The following is a 19,553-nucleotide window of genomic DNA, read 5'->3' as shown; positions in this document are numbered from 1 at the left end:
TGCCCAACACCACATCTTGCATCTTATCGAGGAACGTCCATGAGAATCTGCGTTATCGGCCTCGGCCAGATGGGCGGCAACATGGCCCTGACCCTGCAATCCGCCGGCTTCGACGTCACCGGCAGCGACCTGTTCGAAAGCACCCGCCAGCGCCTGACCGAGCGGGGGCTGCCGGTGGTCGCCCCCGAGGAGCTGCCAGCGAGCGACGTCTACCTGCTGTCGCTGCCCACCTCGGCCCAGGTGCGGGAGGTGATCGAGACCTCGCCCGGCCTGCTCGGCCTGGCGCCGAAGGGCAGCGTCATCGTCGATACCTCGACCTCGGACCCGGTGATCAGCCGGGAGCTGGCCGCCAAGGTGCAGGCCGCCGGGCTGGCGTGGCTCGACGCCCCGGTCAGCGGCGGCCCCAAGGGGGCGGCGACGGGCAAGCTCGGCATGCTGCTCGGCGGCGAGACGGTCACCATCGAGCGCCTGGCGCCGATGCTCGAGGCGATGTCGGCCCGCTACACCCATGTCGGCGGGCCGGGCAGCGGCCATGTGGTCAAGCTGGCCAACAACTATCTGTGCGCCGCGCACCTGCTGACTACCGCCGAGGCGGTGGCCATGGCCGCCCGCGCCGGGGTCGATCCCGCCGCCTGCCTGGCCGGACTCAACAGCGGCTCTGGACGCAGCGCGGTCAGCGAGGTCAACTTCCCCGAATGGATCCTCTCCGGGCGCTTCGACTCCGGCTTCACCACCGGTCTGATGCGCAAGGACCTGCGCCTGGCCCGCGACGCTGCCGAGCGCTTCGACATGCCGCCGGGTCTACTCGATGCCGTGGTAGAGGCGTGGCACGCCGACCCGGAGCATCCCGCCGATGGCGACGACTTCAACCGGATCGCCGGCGCGCTGTTGGCCGCTGCTGCCCCCGCCGAGGAGGCTGCGCCATGAACCGTCTCAACCAACAGGCCCGTGACCGACTCTCGACGCTGCTGGAGGATTTTGAGCTGCAGGGCGAGGTGCCGCTCTCCAACTGGATCGACGGTGCCCCCTGCCCGGGCGAAGGCGAGGCGATCACGCTGATCGACCCCGCCACCGGCGAGGCACTTGTCGACTACCGCGATGCCGGCCCGACCCTGGTCGAGCGCGCCGTCGCCGCTGCCGCCCAGGCGCAGCAGGCGTGGATGGCGCTTACCGCCAGCGAGCGCGGACGCCGCATGAACGCCGCCGTACGCGGCCTCGAAGGCCACGAGGAAACGCTGGCCCAGCTCGAGAGCGTGGTGGCAGGCAAGCCGATCCGCGATTGCCGCGGCGAGGTCGGCAAGGTGCGCGAGATGTTCGAGTACTACGCCGGCTGGTGCGACAAGCAGCACGGCGAGGTGATCCCGGTACCCACCAGCCACCTCAACTACGTGCACCACGTGCCCTATGGGGTGGTGGGACAGATCACGCCGTGGAACGCGCCGATGTTCACCTGCGCCTGGCAGCTCGCCCCGGCCGTCGCCGCCGGCAACGGCGTGGTGCTCAAGCCCTCGGAGCTTACTCCCTTCACCTCGGTGGTAATCGCCCGGCTGTTGGAACAAGGCGGCCTGCCCAGGGGACTGGTCAATATCGTCAACGGCCTGGGGCCGAGCACCGGCGCGGCGCTTACCGGTCATGAGGGTATCAGCAAGCTGGTGGTCGTCGGCTCGCCTCACAGCGGTCGGCTGATCGCCGAGGCTGGCGCCCGGCGGCTGGTGCCGAGCGTGCTGGAGCTGGGCGGCAAGTCGGCCAACATCGTTTTCGCCGATGCCAAGCTTGACGCTGCCGTGGCCGGTGCCCAGGCGGCGATCTTCGCCGCGGCGGGGCAGAGCTGCGTGGCCGGCTCGCGCCTGCTGGTCCAGCGTGAGGCCTTCGCGGAGGTGACCGAGCGGCTGGCGCGCGCCGCAGCCGGGATCAAAGTCGGCCTGCCCGGCGATGAGGCGACGCGCATGGGGCCGCTGCAGAACGCCCGCCAGTACGCCCACGTGACGCGCATGATCGATGATGCCGTGGCCGCGGGAGCGCGGGTGATCGTCGGCGGCAACCGTCCGCCGGGGCTGCCCGACGAGGCGCAGGGCTATTTCCTCGCCCCCACCGTGCTGGTCGACGTCACGCCGGAGATGGAGATCGCTCGCGAGGAGGTATTCGGCCCAGTGCTGGTGGCAATGCCCTTCGACGATGAAGCGGACGCCGTACGCCTGGCCAACGCCACCCGCTTCGGCCTCGCCGGTGCGGTGTGGACCCAGGACCCGGCCCGCGCACACCGGGTGGCCAGTCAGCTGCGTGCCGGCACGGTGTGGATCAACGGCTACAAGGCGATCAGCGTGATGTCGCCCTTCGGCGGCTTCGGCGACAGCGGCTTCGGCCGCTCCAGTGGCCTCGACGGCCTGCGCGAGTACACCCTGCCGCAAAGCGTGTGGGTGGAGACCGCCGGAGAAGCCAGCGTGGCGATGGGCTACGGTAACGGCGTAGGCTGATCGCCGCCCGCCGCAGCGCTCTCGAGGGAGGGCACTGCGGCGCCACGGAAGGCCTGCATCCAGCGCTGCAGGTGACGCAGCAGCAGCACGCTGGCCTTGGGCTGCTGGCGCCCGATGCGGGTGACCATGTGCGCCTGGGAGCGCAGGAACAGCGGATCGTCGACCGGTCGCGCCACCAGCGTTCCCGCTTCGAGATCGCGGGCCACGGCAAAGGCCGGCAGCAGGGTGATGCCCATGCCGCTGCGCACGTACTGCGCCAATACCGCCATGGAGTTGGTATTCATGCTCATGCGCGGACGCAGCCGCGCCTGGTGAAAGGCCTGGTCGACCATCTGCCGCACCTGGTGGCTGGGATCCCACATCGCCATCGGCTCCTCGCTGAGTTGAGCCAGGGTCAGGGGCTCGGCCCGCTCGGCCAGCGGATGCTCGGGTGGCAGGATGGCCATCAGCGGCTGCGGGCTGGAGACCCAGAGGCGCAGCTGGTGATGCGTGCGCTCATGGAACATCAGGCCGATATGGGCCTGTTCGTCGATGATCGCCTCGATGATGCCTGAGGTGCCCGCCAAGTGGATGTCGAGCTGGATACCGGTATAGCGTTCGGTGAACTCGCGCAGTGGCTTGGCGATCAGGTCACCGACGAAGCCCTCGCCCACCACCAGCGATACGGTGCCGGTCTCCAGCCTCTGGTAGGCCTCCAGCGAAGTGATGAAGCTCTCGTCGAGGGCGCCGCGCCGCTCGCAGTATTCCAGCAGCATCTCGCCCACCGGAGTAGGGCGGATGCCGCTGCGTTTGCGCTCCAGCAGGGTGGCCCCCAGCGCTTCTTCCAACAGGTTGAGTTGTCGGCTGACCGCCGAGGGGGCTATGTCGAGCCGCGCGGCTGCCTGCCGTACCGAGCCGGACTCGAGGGTGACTCGAAAATAGACTAGCCGCTGGTGGGGAATGTCCACGTCACGTCACGCCGTGAAAGTCTGTCGGGAGGCGGTCAAAGCTGCTTGAGCAGTTTCTGCAGCTTCTTCAGGTCACTCGAGTCGCCGACCAGGCGCACCTTGCCGGCCATCATGCCGTCGAGAAAGGCTTGCTGGGTCGGCTTGCGCAGCACCCTTACGGCAGTGGCCTCGTCGTCGAAGCGCAGCTCCAGGTCGAGGTCCACCGGCAACCCAGCACCGGTCTGGATGCCCTGGGGGGACATACGGAAGTGGCGCGCAATGGCGAGATCCTCGGTGGCGATACCCCAATCGAGGCGGCGCATCTCGGAGAGCGTCCGGCGGAACCCCGGCTTGCGGCGCTGGGCACGCTTGAGCATCAAACCCAGCAGCCACAGCATCAGTCGCAGCTTCATGTCGAGTCCGATCCGAGCGTGGAGAAGAGATATCGCGGCCTGACGGTCAGGCCGCGTCACGAGAGGATTCGAGACGACGAATCAACCCTTGCCAACGGCGTCCTTGAGACCCTTGCCCGGCTTGAAGGCCACGGTCTTGCTGGCCGGAATGGCCAACGGCTGGCCGGTCTGGGGGTTCTTGCCGGTGCGGGCTGCGCGCTCACGCACGGTGAAGGTACCAAACCCGATCAGTGACACGTCCTGCCCCTGGGCCACGCTACCGGTGATCTCGTCGAGAATGACGTTGAGCACCTGGCTGGCCTTGTCCTTGGAAAGTTCCGCACGCTCGGCAATTGCCGCAGCAAGATCTGGCTTACGCATACTACAGCCCTCCTGGTATTGGCTATGTCCCGGCATGGTGCCGGTATGTTGTTATTCATCAGTGGTCAAGTTCGAGCCGCCTGTCACTTCCCCGGGAGAGCCCGTTCCCATGTGCGGGTTCGTCCCTTGCCCTTGAAGCACCAAGCGTGTCGACCAACGGCGGCTCGCACTGCGCAGCCGGCCGAGGCGATGACGTGACTAGCCTAGCAACGGCGGCGTCGCTCGCGCCAGCTCAACTTTCCGCTTCACGCAGGCTCCTGTCAACGCAAAGCCGATCAAACGTTCGTCCTGATCCTCGGCAAAGGCGACCAGGTCGGTACCATCCCCCTCGATTCGCCAGCGGGCAGGCGCCTGTAGCGGAGGCAGCGCCACTACCGGCAGCAGCGGCGTCTTGACCAGCACCGGCCAGGCACCGTAGCTCACTTGGGTAGGCGTGCCGGCCAGTGTCCGTGCCAGCGCCTTGGCGCTGGCCTGCAGCGGCTGGACGTACATGGCGTTGATTCCGGCCACGCAGGCCACATCGCCCAGGGCGTGCACGCCGGGTGCCGATGTCGCCAGGTAACGGTCGACCTGGATGCCGGCTTCGCTCACCTCCAGGCCGGCCTCGCGGGCCAGCTCGCTGCGCGGGCGCAGTCCGGTGGCCACCAGAACCAGGTCGGCCTCGAGCCCTTGGCCATCCTCCAGCACCAGACCGACGTCGCCACCCGCCGGTTCCAGCCGCTCCAGGCCGCGTCCCAGATAGAGCGTCATGCCGGCGTCGCGGAACACCTCGCCCAGCGCGCGCCCCAACGGCTCCGGCAACAGGCGCGGCAGCGGTGCCTGCTCCGGCGCCACCAGACTCACCGCATGGCCGCCCGCCGCCAGGTCGTTGGCGAACTCGCAGCCCACCAGGCCGGCACCGATGATAGCCACGCGGGCAGGCCGAGCCAGTGCCTCGAGGGCGGCATGAAAGGCGCGATAGTCGTCGAGATCGTTGATCGTGAAGAGGCGACCGGCAAGCGCCTCGGGGATGGCGAACGGCACCGCCGGAGCGGCCCCGGTGGCCAGTACCAGCTCGCCGTAGGCCAGGCGCTCTTCGCCGATGTGCAGGCAATGCTCCTGCGGGTCGACGGTGCCGACCCGGGTGTGGGTGCGCACCACCGCGCCCAGCTGAGCGGCCACCTCCAGCGCCGAGCGTGCCGCCAGCTTTTCGGGGGCCAGACGCTTGGCGAAGCCGGTGGAGAGCAGCGGCTTGGAATAGTCGTCGCCGCTGTCGCCAGTGATCAGGGTGACGGGGCGCTCGACACCCAGCGCTCGCAGCTGCTTGAGCAGACCGATGCCCGCCATCCCGGAGCCGATGATAGTGAGAGGTGCGCTCATGGAACTCCTTGTAAAAAAGCTGCCCGTACACGGCGAAACACAGCATGGCGCACGCAAGTGCGTCAGGACCGCATGTTACACTATGCGCCCCATATTCGACCCGGAGGTGCCGGTGACCCGCAACCGCACGGAGCGCCATACCCGTTCCTCGTTTGCCGCCTCTTGGCGCCCACTGCTGGCGGGCCGGCCAGCAATGAGCCCAGCCTGGTGGGCCTGGGTGGCCACGCGGGATTCGCTCACCGCTCGGTTGATCGAAGCCGGCGCCGGCCGTGCCTTCCGCGTGCGCCTGCTCGGCCAGCACCTGGGCAAGCCAAGCCTCGACGAAGCCCAGGCGCTCGGGTTGCCCCTCGATCGTCTCGCCTGGCTGCGGGAAGTGGCGCTGTGCCTCGACGAGCGGCCCTGGGTGGTGGCGCGTTCGGTGGCTCCGCTGGCGCAGCTGCGTGGCCAGCGCCTCGAACGGCTTGGTGAGCGCTCGCTGGGCAGTTGGCTGTTCCGTCAGCCCGATCTGCAGCGCAGCCCCATCGAGATCACGACCGCCACAGCGTCCTTTCACCCGGCGTTCGGCCCCTGGGGACGGCGTTCGGTATTCCGCCACGGCCGTTTCGCCGTGCTGGTACAGGAGTTCTTCCTCGACGCGATGGCGGATGAATTGGGCTTGCCATCACGCTAGGATGATCGCCATCGAATGAGGAGACACCGATGGAACGCTCTCTGATGCGCCCCAAGGGGCTGGCCCGCGTGCCCGACTTCCTGCACCTGATGCGGCTGGATCGCCCCATCGGCACCTGGCTGCTGATGTGGCCCACGCTGTGGGCGCTGTGGGTGGCCGCCGCCGGGGTTCCCGAACGCCACCTGCTGCTGATCTTCGTCGCCGGGGTCTACCTGATGCGCGCCGCGGGCTGCGTGATCAACGACTACGCCGACCGCCATTTCGACGGTCACGTGAAGCGTACGAAGAACCGGCCGCTGGCCACCGGGCGCATCAGCGAACGCGAGGCCAAGGGCTTGTTCGCCGGTCTGGTCGCCTCGGCCTTCGTGCTGGTGCTGTTCACCAACCCGTTTACCATCCTGCTCTCGTTGGTGGGCGTGGCGCTGGCATTCATCTATCCGTTCATGAAGCGCTATACCCATTTGCCGCAGCTGTTTCTCGGCGCCGCCTTCTCCTGGGCGATCCCGATGGCCTTCGGTGCGGTGCTGGGTCATGTGCCCCTGGAAGCCTGGCTACTATTCGCCGCCAACGTGGCGTGGACGGTGGCCTACGACACCGAGTACGCCATGGTCGATCGCGACGACGACCTCAAGATCGGCATCAAGTCCACGGCGGTGCTGTTCGGTCGTACCGATCGCGCCATGATCGGCCTGCTGCAGCTGGTCACCCTGGGCCTGCTGGGCTGGGTCGGGCTGCGCCTCGAGCTGGGCGCGTTCCACTGGCTGGGCCTGGCGGGCATGGCCGCCACCTTCGTCCACCAGCAGTTCCTGATCCGCCGGCGCGAGCGCGATCGCTGCTTCCAGGCCTTCCTCAACAACCACTGGTCGGGGCTGCTGGCGTTCGCCGGCATCGCGCTAAGCCTGTGGCCTGCCGCCGGTGTCTAGCCCCTATGGCCGCGTTGTCATCCAAGTGTCATGATGACGTGGTGAGATCGTCACCGACCCGTCACTGACCGCGAGGCTTCGGGATGACCGCCAAGACCGTTCTGATCGTCGATGACGAAGCGCCGATCCGCGAGATGATCGCGGTGGCGCTGGAGATGGCCGACTATCGCGTGCTGGAGGCTGCCAACGCGCAGAGCGCCCACAGCATGATCGTCGACAACCAGCCCGACCTGCTGCTGCTGGACTGGATGATGCCCGGTACCAGCGGCATCGAGCTGGCACGCCGGCTCAAGCGCGAGGAAGCCACCCGTGAGCTGCCGATCATCATGCTTACCGCCAAGAGCGAAGAGGACAACAAGATCCAGGGCCTCGAGGCCGGCGCCGACGACTACATCACCAAGCCCTTCTCGCCTCGTGAACTGGTGGCCCGACTCAAGGCGGTACTGCGCCGGACCACACCCAAGGGCGTCGAGGAACCGGTGGAAGTGGACGGCCTCGTGCTCGACCCGGTCAGCCACCGCGTCAGCGCCGGCGGCAAGGCGCTGGAGATGGGCCCCACCGAGTACCGCCTGCTGCAGTTCTTCATGACCCACCAGGAACGTGCCTACACTCGGAGCCAGTTGCTCGACCAGGTATGGGGCGGCAACGTCTATGTCGAGGAACGCACCGTGGACGTGCATATCCGCCGCCTGCGCAAGGCATTGGGCGATGCCCACCAGCATCTGGTCCAGACCGTGCGCGGCACCGGCTACCGCTTCTCCAACAAGGGCTGACGTGCGCTCCTGGAGCCATGAACTCTGGCGTCTCGGCCTGCTCGCCGTGGCGGGCAGCCTGGTCGGCTGGCTGTTTTCCGCCCCCGGGCTGGGGCTCGCCGCGGGGCTCGCCCTGCGCCTCATCTATCATCTTCGCCAGCTGCATGCCCTGCGCCGTTGGCTGACCCGCAACCCGCACAGCGAACCGCCCGCGGCCACCGGCCTGTGGGGCGAGCTGTTCGACCGCCTGTACCGCTACCAGAAGGGTCAGCGACATACCCAACACCGTCTGCAGGCAACCCTGAAGCGCATTCAGGAGTCCTCCGAGGCAATGCGTGACAGCGTGGTGATGCTCGACCCGCACGGCGATCTGGAATGGTGGAACAGCGCCGCCGAACGCATGCTGGGGCTCAAGGCGGCCCATGACCGCGGCCAGCACATCACCAACCTGGTGCGTGATCCCCGCTTCGTCGCCTACTTCAACGCCCGCGATTATCGCGAGCCGCTGACGCTGGCCTCCCCGGTCGACGAACGCCAGGTCCTGCAGTTCCAGATTACGCTCTACGGTGACGACGAACGCCTGGTGATGGCGCGTGACATTACCCGCCTGCACCGCCTGGAGGAGATGCGCCGCGATTTCGTCGCCAATGTCTCCCATGAGCTGCGTACGCCGTTGACGGTGTTGGCCGGCTACCTCGAGACCTACGTCACCTATGCCCAGCAGTTGCCGCCTCGGCTCGCTCAGGGCCTGACCCGCATGCAGGAGCAGACGACCCGCATGCAGAACCTGGTCAACGACCTGCTGTTGCTGTCTCGGCTGGAGATCGACCAGGGCGGCGAGGACCATCGGCCGCTGCCCATGGCCACGCTGCTCGAAGAGGTGCGCCGCGACGCCGAGGCGCTGGCGGCCGGCCGCCAGCAGATCCGGGTGGAGCTCGATGAGGCGCAATGCCTGCTCGGCAGCGATAGCGAGATCCACAGCGCGCTGTCCAACCTGGCCTCCAACGCGGTGCGCTACACCCCCGAGGGCAGCCACATCGTGCTGCGCTGGAAATCGCACCCCAGGGGCGCCTGTCTCGAGGTGGAAGACGACGGCGAGGGCATCGACCCGGTGCATATCCCCCGGCTCACCGAGCGCTTCTATCGGGTCGACAAGGGACGCAGCAGCGAAAGTGGTGGCACCGGCCTGGGACTGGCCATCGTCAAGCACGTGCTGCTACGCCACGACGCCTACCTCGAGATCGACTCCCACCCAGGCCGCGGAGCCCTGTTCCGCTGCGTGTTCCCCGCCTCCCGGCTGGTGGTGGCCGAGGCGACGGCAAAGCAAGTCTCCGAACGCTGAAGCGAGACAGTCACGAACGGCGTCACGGCTCACGTCGTGGCGAGATCACGTTCGCCGCGATAGTGGCGGTCCCACATCAGCACGGCGCCGGCCACGGCGCCGGGCAGCAGGAACAGGTTGGCCAGCGGTATCCAGGTGATCAGCGTCACCCAGCCGCCGAAGGTGAGAGTGTGCCAGGTATGCGAGGAGAGCCGGCGACGCATGTCGGCGAAACTCACCTTGTTGTTGTCCATGGGATAATCGAGATAGGTGATCGCCATTATCCAGGCCGAGAACAGCGCCCACAAGAAAGGGGCGGCGACATTGAGCGCGGGAATCCAGCTGATTACCAGCAGCACCAGGGCGCGCGGCAGGATGTAGCCGAGCTTGACCAGCTCGCGCCCCAGGGCATCCACCGCCGTGCGCGCCAGGCCGCGGTCGTCGAGCGGCGGCCGGCCGGTGGCCTGCACTTCCACCTTGGCCGCCAGGAAGCCATAGAAGGGCGCGGCGATCAGGTGGGTCACCAGGGTGAAGGTGAAGAACACGATCAACACCAGGCTAGCCACGAATAGCGGCCAGATCAGCCATTCCAACCAGCCGAGCCAGGCCGGTACCATGGCCATCCAGCTCTCCAGCCAGCCGCCGAAGTGGCTGATCACGTAGTAGAGCATGGCCGAATAGACCATCAGGTTGACGGCGATAGGGGCGTAAACATAGCGGCGCAGGCCGCGGCCATAGACCAGCCGCGTCCCGCGCGTCAGCGCCGCAAAGGCGTTCAGCATCCGAATCCTCTCTCGGGTAGTTACTCCTTGCGCGTCAGCGCATCCTCGTCGATCTGATCCGGGTCCATGTGACGAATGTCGAGTCCCTTGACCAGATAGATGACGTACTCGGCGAGGTTGTCGGCATGATCGCCGACCCGCTCCAGCGCACGCAAGATCCACATGACGTTGAGCACCGGGCCGATGGCGCGGCTGTCCTCCATCATGAAGGTCATCAGCGAGCGCATGGCGCTGCCGTACTCATCGTCCACCGAGTCGTCCTCGTGCACCACCTGCAGGGCCAGCTCGGTGTCGAAGCGGGCGAAGGCGGTCAAAGCGTCGCGCAGCATGCGGCGAACGTGCTCACTGATGTGGCGTACTTCGACCAGGCCGCGGACGTTGTTGCCGCCGTCGATCAGGGTCAGCGCGTTGCGCGCGATCTTGCTCGCTTCGTCGCCGATGCGCTCGAGATCCGCGGTGGCACGAATCACCGCCAGCACCAGGCGCAGGTCGGAGGCCGCCGGCTGGCGGCGGGCCAGCACCCGGGTACACTCGTCGTCGATCTTGAGCTGCATGGCGTTGACGTCGCGATCGCGATCGCGCACCTTCTCCGCCAGGCGGCTGTCGCCATCGAGCAGCGCCTGGATCGCCTCCTGGACCTGCTGCTCGACCAGCCCGCCCATGGTCATCAGGTGGGTCTTGAGCGCTTCCAGCTCCTGGTTGAACTGGCGGGATATGTGCTGACTGTGGGTATCGCTGGTGATGTCCATCGTTCTCTCCTCGGGCTGGCGTGGCCGGCCTCGTCAGGCCATGCGGCCGGTAATGTAGTTCTCGGTGCGACGCAGGCTGGGGTTGGTGAACAGGGTGTCGGTGGGGGCGTACTCCACCAGTTCGCCGTCCTGCAGGAAGGCGGTATAGTCGGAAACCCGCGCCGCCTGCTGCATGTTGTGGGTGACCAGGATCAGCGTAAGCTGCGACTTCAGGCTGCGAATCAGCTCCTCGATCTTGAGTGTAGAGATCGGGTCCAGCGCCGAGGCCGGCTCGTCGAGCAACAGCACCTCGGGGCGTACCGCCAGCGAGCGAGCGATCACCAGACGCTGTTGCTGACCGCCGGAGAGCGACCATGCCGAGGCACGCAGGCGATCCTTAACCTCATCCCAGAGCGCCGCGGCATTCAGCGCCCATTCGACGATGTCGTCCATGCGCCGGCGGGTCAGCCCCCCCTGCAGGCGCAGCCCGAAGGCCACGTTGTCGTAGATCGACATGGGAAAGGGGTTGGGCACCTGGAACACCATGCCGACACGTCGGCGCAGTTCGTCCACTGCCACCTCGGGCGCGTGGATGTCTTCGCCTTCGAGCCGGATTTTTCCCTCGTAGCTCACCTCCTCGTTGAGGTCGTGCAGCCGGTTGAGCGCCCGCAGCAGCGTCGACTTGCCGCAGCCCGACGGGCCGATGAACGCCGTGACCCGGTGCCGGGGAACCCGCAGCGAGAGCCCTCGCAGCGCCGGCTTGCCGCTATAGGACAACCCCAGCCCCTCGATCTGGAAGCAGCTGGCTTCGGGGGGGAAGTCGATGATCGAACCCGGGCTGGGCTGGAAGCGGGACGGCAAGGTCATCGCTGTGTCTTTGCTCCTCAAGGCCGCGGCTGCACGCCGTGGCGCACGCGAAAATGGTGTCGCAGAAAGATGGCAGTCAGGTTAAGCACCAGGATGACCAGCACCAGCAGCAGCGCCGAAGCGAAGACCAGCGGCATGGCCGCCTGCACGTCGCTGCCGTGGAATGCCGTGTCATAGATGTGATAGCCCAGGTGCATGAACTTGCGCTCGAGGTGGAGAAAGGGAAACTCGCCGTCAACCGGTACCTGGGGTGCCAGCTTGGCCACACCGACCAGCAGCAGCGGCGCCACCTCGCCGGCAGCCCGGGCGACCGCCAGGATCACGCCGGTGAGCATGGCCGGCACTGCCATCGGAAGCACTACTCGGGCCAGCGTCTCGAAGCGAGTAGCACCCAGCGCCAAGGCGCCTTCACGCTGCTCGACGGGGATCCGTGCCAGTCCCTCCTCGGTGGCCACGATGACCACCGGCAGCGTCAGCAGCGCCAGCGTCAGCGACGCCCACAGCAGCCCACCGGTACCAAAGGTCGGGGATGGCAGCGAGTCACTGAAGAACCACTCGTCCAGCGAACTACCGATACCATAGACGAATACCCCCAGGCCGAACACGCCGTAGACGATGGAGGGTACCCCCGCCAGGTTGCGCACCGCGATCCGCACCAGGTTCGTCCAGCGCCCTTGATGCGCCACCTCGTTGAGGTAGACCGCTGCCAGCACGCCGAAGGGAGTCACCAACAGCGACATCAACAGTACCATCAGCACGGTACCGAAAATCGCCGGCCACACGCCACCGGCCGTGTTGCCGTCACGCGGCCCCTCGGCCAGGAAACGCCATACGCCGCCTGCCCAGGCGGCCAACTTCTGCGGCAGCGACATGGCATTGGGCCGCCACGCGCGCAGTACCTCCTCCAGCGGCTGGCGCAGACGCCGTCCGTCGACGCTCTCGAGCAGCGCCACCTCGCCACGCATCGCCAGCTGCAGATCGTAGACGCGGGCGTTGGCCTCGACCAGTGCCAGCTGGGCATCGGCATCATTGGGGTTGGCATCGAGCCGGCGGATCAGCGGCCTCAATACCTCCCGACGCAGCCGTTCGCGCTCGCCGCGCAACTGCTCCAGTGCCGCCAGTCGGGCCTCAAGCCTGGTCCAGACGGCTTGCTGAGCATGATTGCCGTCTATCGTACCGGCGTCTCCCACCGCGATCAGGCGGCCAATGAAGCGACCGTGGTGGCGACGCTCCAGCACCGTCAGCTCCGGCGGTCGCTCGACGGAGGCGATGGCGTCCACCGGCAGCCAATGCCAGATCTCCCCATCAAGGTCGCGATTGCCGGTGAAGTAAAGTCGTTCATTGCCATGCCCCTCTTCCAGCGGCAGCTCGCGTACCGCTTGACCCGCCAGGAGCCGGCCATCCTGCATCTCGATCTGTACCACCGTCGCCGGCCAGAAGTGAGCCAGCCCGCGCACGGCGATGAGCAGCAGCAAGGCGGTCAGCATCAGCAGCGATAGCGCCACGCTTCCGGCCGCCAGCCAGGCCCAAGGGCCTTCCGAACGAGGCAAGGGACGCCTGCGCCTCATGGTGAACCACCCAGCCAGCGGTAGCGACGCCGAAGCCGGCTTCTCACCACCTCGGCCAGCGTATTGACCAGGAAAGTGAACAGAAACAGCAGCAGCGCCGCCAGCAGCAGCAGCAGGTACGCCTCGCTGCCGGGCACGGCCTCGGGAAGCTCGACGGCAATGCCCGCCGCCATGGTGCGCATACCCTCCAAGGGGCTGAGGCTCATCACTGCCGTATTGCCGCTTGCCATAAGCACGATCATGGTCTCGCCCACGGCGCGGCCGGCACCGATCATCACCGCCGCAAAGATCCCCGGCGCGGCAGCCGGCAGCACGACCCGCCACAAAGTCTGCCAACGCGTCGCACCCAGGGCGTGTGCGCCCTCACCGAGCCGGCTCGGCACGCCGGAGAGCGCATCCTCGGCCAAGGCATAGACGCTCGGCATCACGGCGATCCCCATCGCCAGCCCAACGATCATGGCGTTACGTGTGGCGTAATCGATGCCTAGCTCGGCATCCAACCATTCGCGCAGATTACCACCGAACAGCAACGACTCGACTCCAGGCGAGAAGGCCAAGGTGAGCCAGGTCAACAGTGCCAGCCATGGCATGAGCCACAGCCCGGCCCAGGTCAACGGCAGGTGGCGGCGTCCCGCCGCAGGCAGACGTCGCCACGCCTCGGCGGCCAGCAGCACCCCCAGCGGCAATACCAGCAACAGCGCCAGTGACCCTGCCAGGTGCCGCTCGACCCACGGGGCCAGTAGCAACCCCGCCACGAAGCCGATGACCACGCCGGGGAACGCCTCCATCATCTCCAGGGTGGGTTTCATGCGACTGCGCAGCCGTTGCGACATGAAGAGCGAAGAGTGGATCGCGGCACCCAGCGCCAGAGGCTTGGCAAAGGCCATCGCCCAGAATGCTGCCTTCAGCGTGCCCCAGGCCATGGGGGTGAGTGTCGTGCGGATTTGCGATGGCTCGAGGACGCCGCCCAGCAGCGCCGGCAAAACCTCCCAGACCAGGAACACACCGATGGCCAGCACGGCCCCAATTACCCCGATTCCCCCTGCCATGATCAGGGCGGTAGCCAACCGGTCGCGTTGCCGGCGCCACGCGCGCCGCGGAGAGGAGGAGACGGGAGAGGGCTCTATCATGATCGGCAGCGTATAACGGCTTGATGACAGTTGAATGACAGCGTCACGGTAGTGGTTCGTCTAGCCCCAGGCGCTCACGCTGGGACGCCAGTGCGGTGTCTGACAGCGCCACGAAGCCCAGCTCGGCGACGGTGCGCTGCCCCTCCGGCGAGAGGATGAGCTCCAGCAGCGCCCGCTCCGGGCCCGAAGGTGCCTTGCCTGGTGGCAAGTTGGCATAGAGGTACAGCGAGCGGCTCAGTGGATAGTCACCCCGGCGAACCTGCTCGGCTTCGGGGAGGCTCAGCTCGCCGTCGGCATCCTCCAGCGCCAGGGGCTTTACCCCAGGCGTGAGATGATTGAGACCGACATAACCGATCGCCTCGCGGCTCTCCGTGACGGCCGCCACCACCGCGGCCGACCCGGGATGCTCATTGAGCCGCCAGCGATATTCGCCCCCGCACAGGGCGCGCTGGCGAAACAGCCCGTAGCTACCCGAGGCGGGGTTGCGCCCATGCAGCTCGATACGCCCGACTCGACCGTCGATACCCAGCTGCTCCCAGCGGGTTATATCGAGCTCGTCGCCACAGCGACGCGTGCGTGAGAAGATCGCATCGACCTGCTCCAGGCGCAGCGCTTCCAGGTCATGGTGACGATGGACGATGATGGCCAGCGCATCCCGGGCCACTTCCACTTCCACCGGTGCATATCCATGGCGCTGGGTGAAGGCGCGGCGCTCCTCCTCGTCCATCGGCCGCGACATGGGGCCAAGCCGAGTGGTACCGGCCGCCAGGGCCGGTGGAGCACTGGCCGATCCGCTGGCCTGCAACTGCAGGCGGATGCCGGGATGGCGCTCGCTCAGCTGTTCGCCCCAGCGCAGCATCAGGCCTGCCATGGTGTCGGACCCCACCACCCCCAGGTTACCGACCGGCGGCTCACTGGCCTGTACGATCGCTGACAGCAGCGTCAACAGCGCGGCAAGACAGCCGTGACGTAGCCCACACCGGCCATGTCGCTTGCCGAAGGAAATCATGCCGGTCTCCTCTTGGTCTCGAGGGTGGCTGTCGCAGTAACGAATCGTCTGGGGCGACTTGTCGCAGCGCTGGTTAGCACAAGCCACGACGTATAAGATGGCCGACAATGATCGCTGCGATGCAATATCAGCACCCACAACAACAAGCCGAGCTTACGACATTCCATGACCGACCTCGACGATATTCCCGCCCCCCAAGGGCAACTGACCCTCAAGTTACTGGCCAACCGGCAGGATACCAACCTCTACGGTGATATTCCCGGTGGCTGGCTGGTGCGCCACATGGACCAGGCTGCCGAACTGGCGGCAGGCCGCGAAGCCCATGGCCGTACCGCCACCGTGGCCATCGAGACCATGGACTTTCTGTGTCCGGTGCGCGTCGGCTCGATGGTCAACATCTTCACTGCCGTACGCGAGATCGGCCACAGCTCGATCAAGATCGACGTGGAGGTGTGGATTCGCCAACCCCACGAACGCGAGACCAGCGAACTGCACAAGGTCACCGAGGCACGCTTCGTGATGGTGGCGCTCGACGAAAAGGGCCGCATCCGCGCCGTCAACCAGCCGGGCTGAGCCGCTCTCACAACGCACGAGGGCGCCGTGAAGGCGCCCTCGTATTCTTGTAGGTCGTCGGGCTCAGCCGATGACTTTCTCGCGGGTCTTGAGGTAGGCGAATTCCCCTACGTCGGTGAAAGTGCTCACCATCTGCTGGAAGGCCTGGTAGGACTCGTAGACCTTGGCCGAGTCGGGGTCGCTCTCCACCTGCGCCTGGATCACCTGCTGCGAGGACTCGTAGAGCGCCTGCATGACGTCGTCCGGGAAGCTGCGCAGCTGCACGCCATGCTCCTTCACCAGCGTCTCCAGCGCCTGGGCATTGCGGAAAGCGAACTCGCTGACCATCGCCAGGTTGGAGGCACGTGCGGCCTCGGTCACCACCACCTTGAGGTCGTCGGGAAGCTCGTTCCAGGCGTCCAGGTTGACGGTACCCTCGAGGATCGCCGACGGCTCGTTCCAGGCCGAGGTGTAGTAGTAGTCCGCCACCTGGTGCAGGCCGAAGGCCATGTCGTTGTAGGGGCCGACCCAGTCGGCAGCATCGAGGACGCCGGTCTGCATGGAGGTGAAGATCTCGCCGCCCGGCATGTTGACGGTGGTCACGCCGATACCGTTCATCGCCTCGCCGGCGAGGCCCGGCAGGCGCAGCTTGAGTCCCTGCATGTCCTCCAGCGAGTTGATCTCCTTCTTGAACCAGCCGGCCATCTGGGTACCGGTATTGCCCACCGGGAACGGCTTGAGGTTGTGCTTGGCGTAGATCTCGTCCCACAGTTCCTGTCCGCCGCCGTAGTAAAGCCAGGCGTTGGTCTCGGTGGTGTTCATGCCGAAGGGCACGGCGGTGAAGAACTGCGAGGCAGCGACCTTGCCACGCCAGTAGTAGGAGGCCGAGTGGCCCATCTCGGCGGTGCCGGCGGCCACGGCATCGAAGACCTCCAGCGGTGGCACCAACTCGCCGGCACCATGTACGCGAACGCGCATGCGTCCTCCCGAAAGGCGTTCGATGCGCTGGGCGAATTCGTTGGCACCCGTGCCCAGGCCCGGAAAGTTGGTCGGCCAGGAAGTGACCATGTCCCAGGTGATGGTCTCCTGCGCCTTGGCGGTGGAGACGAAGGGAGCGGCGACGACACCGGCGGCACCGAGGCCGGCGGTCTTGAGGAATTTGCGGCGTTGCATGGGGGGCATGACTCCGGATGGTTATTCTGAGTCGCGTCTAATCAAGCGCGATGTGTCCGCCTGTGAGTATGCTTAATGACCATTTGGGCAGCAAGGCCGCCTTTTGACGTAGACGTCAACGTACCTCTTGCCCTCCCTACAGGGGGGTGAGCTTGGCGAATCCCAGCACCAGCCACTTGTCGCCCTCACCCTCGAAGCTGACCTGCACCCGGGCACGAGCCCCCTCGCCCTCGGCGTTGAGGATCACCCCTTCACCAAAGACCGGATGCTGCACCCGCTGGCCCAGGCTCAGGCTGGGCAGGTCGCCGCCGGGATCGACCGAGGTCTGGCGCGAGAGTCCCATCGCCGGGCGTGCGGCCGTCACCGGGCGCGAGATCTGGCCGCGCAGGCGCACCTCCTCGAGATACTCGCCGGGTATCTCGCGCAGAAAGCGCGACGGCCGCTGGAAGGTCTCCTTGCCGTGCAGGCGGCGAATCTCCGAATGGGTCAGGTAGAGCTTGCGCATGGCGCGGGTCAGGCCGACGTAGCAGAGGCGTCGCTCCTCCTCCAGACGACCGGGCTCCTCCAGCGACATCTTGTGCGGGAACAGCCCCTCCTCCACCCCGGCGATAAACACCACAGGGAACTCCAGCCCCTTGGCCGAGTGCAGCGTCATCAGCTGCACGCTGTCCTCGAACTCGTCGGCCTCGTGTTCGCCGGCGTTGAGTGCCGCCTCGGCGAGGAAGGCCTCCAGCGCCACGGCGCCCTCACCGGCCTCGGGCGGGTCGAAGGACTCACCCTGGGTGAAGGCCCGGGCGGCATTGATCAATTCCTCGAGGTTCTCGACCCGGGCCTGCCCCTTCTCGCCCTTTTCGTTCTGGTGATGCTCGATCAGGCCCGAGACCTCGTTCACATGGGCGATGATCTCGTGCAGCGACATGCCGGCGGTATCGTTGTCCAGTCGCTCGATGAGATCGGCAAACGCTTGTAGCGCAGCACCGGCACGCCCCTTCAACGCACCGTCCATGAGGCCGTCGTGCAGCGCCTGCCACAGCGATACCCCGGCCAGGCGGGCACGCTCGCGCAGCTGTTCGACCGTGCGCGTGCCGATACCCCGCGGCGGCACGTTGATGATGCGCTCGAGCGAGGCGTCATCGTCGCGGTTGAGCAACAGGCGCAGGTAGGCCAAGGCGTTCTTGATCTCGAGGCGCTCGTAGAAGCGCTGGCCGCCGTAGATGCGATAGGGCATCCCTTGGCGGATCAGGGTCTCCTCGAGCACCCGCGACTGGGCGTTGGAACGGTAGAGAATGGCCACGTCGCGGCGGCGGTAGCCTTCGTCGACCTTCTCCTTGATGGTGTCGACGATGAAGCGCGCCTCGTCCAGGTCGTTGAAACCGGCATACACCGAGATCGGCTCGCCGCGGGCGCCGGCCGTCCACAGCTCCTTGCCCATGCGATTGGCGTTGTGGCTGATCAGCGCATTGGCGGCATCGAGAATGGCACTGGTGGAACGGTAATTCTGCTCCAGGCGCACGGTATGGGTGCCCGGGAACTCCTGCTCGAAGCGCCGGATGTTCTCGATTCGCGCCCCGCGCCAGCCGTAGATCGACTGGTCGTCGTCACCCACTACTGTCATCGGCGTCTTCATGCCGGTGAGCAGCTTGAGCCAGGCGTACTGCAGGGTGTTGGTATCCTGGAATTCGTCGACCAACACGTGGGCGAAGCGCTCCTGGTAGTGGGCCAGCAGCGCCGGGGTGTCGCGCAGCAGCTCGAGGCTCCTGAGCAGCAGCTCGCCGAAGTCGACCAGGCCGCCGCGTTCACAAGTGAGCTGGTAGCGCTCGTAGAGCTCGACCATCTGGGCCATGTAGGCATCGCCGTGAACGTCGACCTGATGCGGGCGCAGCCCCTCCTCCTTGCAGCCGGAGATGAAGTACTGCACCTGGCGCGGCGGGTAGCGCTCGTCGTCGATCCGGTGATCCTTGAGCAGACGCTTGATCAGGCGCAGCTGGTCGTCGGTATCGATGATCTGGAAATGCTGCGGCAGCCGCGCATCCTGCCAGTGGGTGCGCAGCAGGCGATGGGCGATGGAGTGGAAGGTACCGACCCAGACGTTGCGCAGCGACAACCCCAGCAGCGCCTCCAAGCGCGTGCGCATCTCGCGCGCCGCCTTGTTGGTGAAGGTCACCGCCAGCACGCCGTAGGGTGACAGCCCCTCGGCCTGCATCAGCCAGGCGATGCGATGCACCAGCACCCGGGTCTTGCCCGAGCCGGCCCCGGCCAGCACCAGCATGTTGCCCTGGGGGGCGCTCACCGCCTCGCGCTGGGCCGGATTCAACTGATCGAGGATCGCCGTGACGTCGTCCATGGAAGGGGTCTGCCGCTGGAAAAAATGAGCGCCCAGCTTAGCATATCCGCCCGCCCAATCCTCGACGCGAGCGGCGTTACACGTCGGCGCCGAATGACGATCTCAAACAATTCGATTTCGCTAGGAAAGAGCTGATTTATGTCGCGAGCGATGAGAGGCTGGTCGCCGCCGGAGCGCAGCTCCCGGAGTGTAGCCTGCTACA

General features: G+C 66.6%; 19 protein-coding genes. 7 read left to right on the top strand and 12 right to left on the bottom strand.

Annotated features, from left to right (window positions below; all coding sequences use genetic code 11):
- The first annotated feature begins 39 nt into the window (after positions 1–39).
- Together KPL81_RS17615 and KPL81_RS17610 are read left to right on the top strand one after the other, a co-directional pair.
- Positions 40–927, top strand: a complete 888-nt coding sequence (locus tag KPL81_RS17615) for an NAD(P)-dependent oxidoreductase (RefSeq protein ID WP_219793286.1) — start codon at positions 40–42, stop codon at positions 925–927.
- Positions 924–2,474 (top strand): aldehyde dehydrogenase family protein, encoded by a 1,551-nt coding sequence (locus tag KPL81_RS17610; protein WP_219793285.1) that lies wholly within the window; start codon positions 924–926, stop codon positions 2,472–2,474. The genes KPL81_RS17615 and KPL81_RS17610 overlap by 4 nt, the downstream gene beginning before the upstream one ends.
- Here the strand turns inward: KPL81_RS17610 and KPL81_RS17605 are convergent.
- The 4 genes from KPL81_RS17605 to KPL81_RS17590 form a co-directional block, all read right to left on the bottom strand.
- A complete protein-coding gene (locus tag KPL81_RS17605; RefSeq protein ID WP_338035637.1) occupies positions 2,453–3,421 on the bottom strand; it encodes a LysR family transcriptional regulator in 969 nt (322 codons plus the stop codon). The two genes, KPL81_RS17610 and KPL81_RS17605, sit on opposite strands and share 22 nt — an antisense overlap.
- A gap of 35 nt (positions 3,422–3,456) precedes the next feature.
- Positions 3,457–3,813 carry a hypothetical protein gene (locus tag KPL81_RS17600; protein ID WP_219793284.1) on the bottom strand — a complete coding sequence of 119 codons (357 nt, stop codon included), beginning with the start codon at positions 3,811–3,813 and terminating at the stop codon, positions 3,457–3,459.
- Between the two features lie 81 nt (positions 3,814–3,894).
- On the bottom strand, positions 3,895–4,209 hold the full coding sequence (locus KPL81_RS17595; RefSeq protein ID WP_209475001.1) for an HU family DNA-binding protein: 315 nt from the start codon (positions 4,207–4,209) through the stop codon (positions 3,895–3,897).
- Positions 4,210–4,371: 162 nt separating this feature from the next.
- Positions 4,372–5,532, bottom strand: a complete 1,161-nt coding sequence (locus KPL81_RS17590) for an FAD-dependent oxidoreductase (RefSeq protein WP_219793283.1) — start codon at positions 5,530–5,532, stop codon at positions 4,372–4,374.
- Between the two features lie 82 nt (positions 5,533–5,614).
- Between KPL81_RS17590 and KPL81_RS17585 the strand changes: the two genes are divergently transcribed.
- The 4 genes from KPL81_RS17585 to phoR all read left to right on the top strand — a co-directional run bounded on the left by KPL81_RS17585 (position 5,615) and on the right by phoR (position 9,219).
- Positions 5,615–6,202, top strand: a complete 588-nt coding sequence (locus KPL81_RS17585; protein ID WP_240549363.1) for a chorismate--pyruvate lyase family protein — start codon at positions 5,615–5,617, stop codon at positions 6,200–6,202.
- A gap of 29 nt (positions 6,203–6,231) precedes the next feature.
- The gene (ubiA, locus tag KPL81_RS17580; protein WP_209475005.1) at positions 6,232–7,125 is read left to right on the top strand and encodes a 4-hydroxybenzoate octaprenyltransferase; all 894 of its coding nucleotides are present in this window, start codon (positions 6,232–6,234) and stop codon (positions 7,123–7,125) included.
- An 83-nt stretch (positions 7,126–7,208) separates the two neighbouring features.
- Positions 7,209–7,898 carry a phosphate regulon transcriptional regulator PhoB gene (gene phoB, locus KPL81_RS17575; RefSeq protein ID WP_209475007.1) on the top strand — a complete coding sequence of 230 codons (690 nt, stop codon included), beginning with the start codon at positions 7,209–7,211 and terminating at the stop codon, positions 7,896–7,898.
- 1 nt (position 7,899) lies between these two features.
- Entirely contained in the window at positions 7,900–9,219 is a 1,320-nt protein-coding gene (gene phoR / locus KPL81_RS17570; RefSeq protein WP_219793282.1) for a phosphate regulon sensor histidine kinase PhoR, read from the top strand.
- A 29-nt stretch (positions 9,220–9,248) separates the two neighbouring features.
- Here phoR and cysZ read toward each other — a convergent pair whose 3' ends face one another.
- From cysZ to KPL81_RS17540, 6 genes are read right to left on the bottom strand one after another with little or no spacing between them, the layout of a single operon-like run.
- Complete coding sequence (gene cysZ / locus KPL81_RS17565; protein WP_209475011.1) at positions 9,249–9,980, bottom strand: sulfate transporter CysZ; 732 nt, start codon at positions 9,978–9,980, stop codon at positions 9,249–9,251.
- Between the two features lie 20 nt (positions 9,981–10,000).
- Positions 10,001–10,729 carry a phosphate signaling complex protein PhoU gene (phoU, locus tag KPL81_RS17560; protein WP_209475012.1) on the bottom strand — a complete coding sequence of 243 codons (729 nt, stop codon included), beginning with the start codon at positions 10,727–10,729 and terminating at the stop codon, positions 10,001–10,003.
- A 33-nt stretch (positions 10,730–10,762) separates the two neighbouring features.
- Positions 10,763–11,575 (bottom strand): phosphate ABC transporter ATP-binding protein PstB, encoded by an 813-nt coding sequence (gene pstB, locus KPL81_RS17555; RefSeq protein WP_209475014.1) that lies wholly within the window; start codon positions 11,573–11,575, stop codon positions 10,763–10,765.
- Between the two features lie 17 nt (positions 11,576–11,592).
- Positions 11,593–13,143, bottom strand: coding sequence for a phosphate ABC transporter permease PstA (gene pstA, locus KPL81_RS17550; RefSeq protein ID WP_219793281.1), 1,551 nt, complete (start codon positions 13,141–13,143; stop codon positions 11,593–11,595).
- Positions 13,140–14,273, bottom strand: a complete 1,134-nt coding sequence (locus tag KPL81_RS17545) for an ABC transporter permease subunit (protein ID WP_219793280.1) — start codon at positions 14,271–14,273, stop codon at positions 13,140–13,142. The genes pstA and KPL81_RS17545 overlap by 4 nt, the downstream gene beginning before the upstream one ends.
- A 43-nt stretch (positions 14,274–14,316) precedes the next feature.
- The gene (locus KPL81_RS17540) at positions 14,317–15,282 is read right to left on the bottom strand and encodes a PstS family phosphate ABC transporter substrate-binding protein (protein ID WP_219793279.1); all 966 of its coding nucleotides are present in this window, start codon (positions 15,280–15,282) and stop codon (positions 14,317–14,319) included.
- Between the two features lie 165 nt (positions 15,283–15,447).
- Between KPL81_RS17540 and KPL81_RS17535 the strand changes: the two genes are divergently transcribed.
- Complete coding sequence (locus tag KPL81_RS17535; protein WP_209475022.1) at positions 15,448–15,855, top strand: acyl-CoA thioesterase; 408 nt, start codon at positions 15,448–15,450, stop codon at positions 15,853–15,855.
- A gap of 63 nt (positions 15,856–15,918) precedes the next feature.
- Here the strand turns inward: KPL81_RS17535 and KPL81_RS17530 are convergent, their stop codons facing one another.
- On the bottom strand, positions 15,919–17,007 hold the full coding sequence (locus tag KPL81_RS17530) for a TRAP transporter substrate-binding protein (RefSeq protein ID WP_219793278.1): 1,089 nt from the start codon (positions 17,005–17,007) through the stop codon (positions 15,919–15,921).
- Positions 17,008–17,143: 136 nt separating this feature from the next.
- Positions 17,144–19,351, bottom strand: coding sequence for a DNA helicase II (gene uvrD / locus KPL81_RS17525; protein ID WP_219793277.1), 2,208 nt, complete (start codon positions 19,349–19,351; stop codon positions 17,144–17,146).
- Positions 19,352–19,553: the final 202 nt, after the last annotated feature.

The organism is Billgrantia antri, assembly GCF_019430905.1.
Classification (GTDB): Bacteria; Pseudomonadota; Gammaproteobacteria; order Pseudomonadales; family Halomonadaceae; genus Halomonas; species Halomonas antri.
This window is presented reverse-complemented; position numbering and strand designations above follow the sequence as displayed.

Bases quoted from the DNA above. Each gene is read 5' to 3' on its own strand.
- pstB (WP_209475014.1), bottom strand. From the start codon at position 11,575: ATGACCTTGCCGTCCCGCTTCCAGCCCAGCCCGGGTTCGATCATCGAC.
- KPL81_RS17610 (WP_219793285.1), top strand. From the start codon at position 924: ATGAACCGTCTCAACCAACAGGCCCGTGACCGACTCTCGACGCTGCTG.
- cysZ (WP_209475011.1), bottom strand. From the start codon at position 9,980: ATGCTGAACGCCTTTGCGGCGCTGACGCGCGGGACGCGGCTGGTCTAT.
- KPL81_RS17540 (WP_219793279.1), bottom strand. From the start codon at position 15,282: ATGATTTCCTTCGGCAAGCGACATGGCCGGTGTGGGCTACGTCACGGC.
- pstA (WP_219793281.1), bottom strand. From the start codon at position 13,143: ATGAGGCGCAGGCGTCCCTTGCCTCGTTCGGAAGGCCCTTGGGCCTGG.
- phoB (WP_209475007.1), top strand. From the start codon at position 7,209: ATGACCGCCAAGACCGTTCTGATCGTCGATGACGAAGCGCCGATCCGC.
- KPL81_RS17535 (WP_209475022.1), top strand. From the start codon at position 15,448: ATGACCGACCTCGACGATATTCCCGCCCCCCAAGGGCAACTGACCCTC.
- KPL81_RS17600 (WP_219793284.1), bottom strand. From the start codon at position 3,813: ATGAAGCTGCGACTGATGCTGTGGCTGCTGGGTTTGATGCTCAAGCGT.
- KPL81_RS17585 (WP_240549363.1), top strand. From the start codon at position 5,615: ATGCGCCCCATATTCGACCCGGAGGTGCCGGTGACCCGCAACCGCACG.
- KPL81_RS17615 (WP_219793286.1), top strand. From the start codon at position 40: ATGAGAATCTGCGTTATCGGCCTCGGCCAGATGGGCGGCAACATGGCC.
- phoU (WP_209475012.1), bottom strand. From the start codon at position 10,729: ATGGACATCACCAGCGATACCCACAGTCAGCACATATCCCGCCAGTTC.
- KPL81_RS17595 (WP_209475001.1), bottom strand. From the start codon at position 4,209: ATGCCGGGACATAGCCAATACCAGGAGGGCTGTAGTATGCGTAAGCCA.
- ubiA (WP_209475005.1), top strand. From the start codon at position 6,232: ATGGAACGCTCTCTGATGCGCCCCAAGGGGCTGGCCCGCGTGCCCGAC.
- KPL81_RS17545 (WP_219793280.1), bottom strand. From the start codon at position 14,273: ATGATAGAGCCCTCTCCCGTCTCCTCCTCTCCGCGGCGCGCGTGGCGC.
- KPL81_RS17590 (WP_219793283.1), bottom strand. From the start codon at position 5,532: ATGAGCGCACCTCTCACTATCATCGGCTCCGGGATGGCGGGCATCGGT.
- KPL81_RS17530 (WP_219793278.1), bottom strand. From the start codon at position 17,007: ATGCAACGCCGCAAATTCCTCAAGACCGCCGGCCTCGGTGCCGCCGGT.
- uvrD (WP_219793277.1), bottom strand. From the start codon at position 19,351: ATGGACGACGTCACGGCGATCCTCGATCAGTTGAATCCGGCCCAGCGC.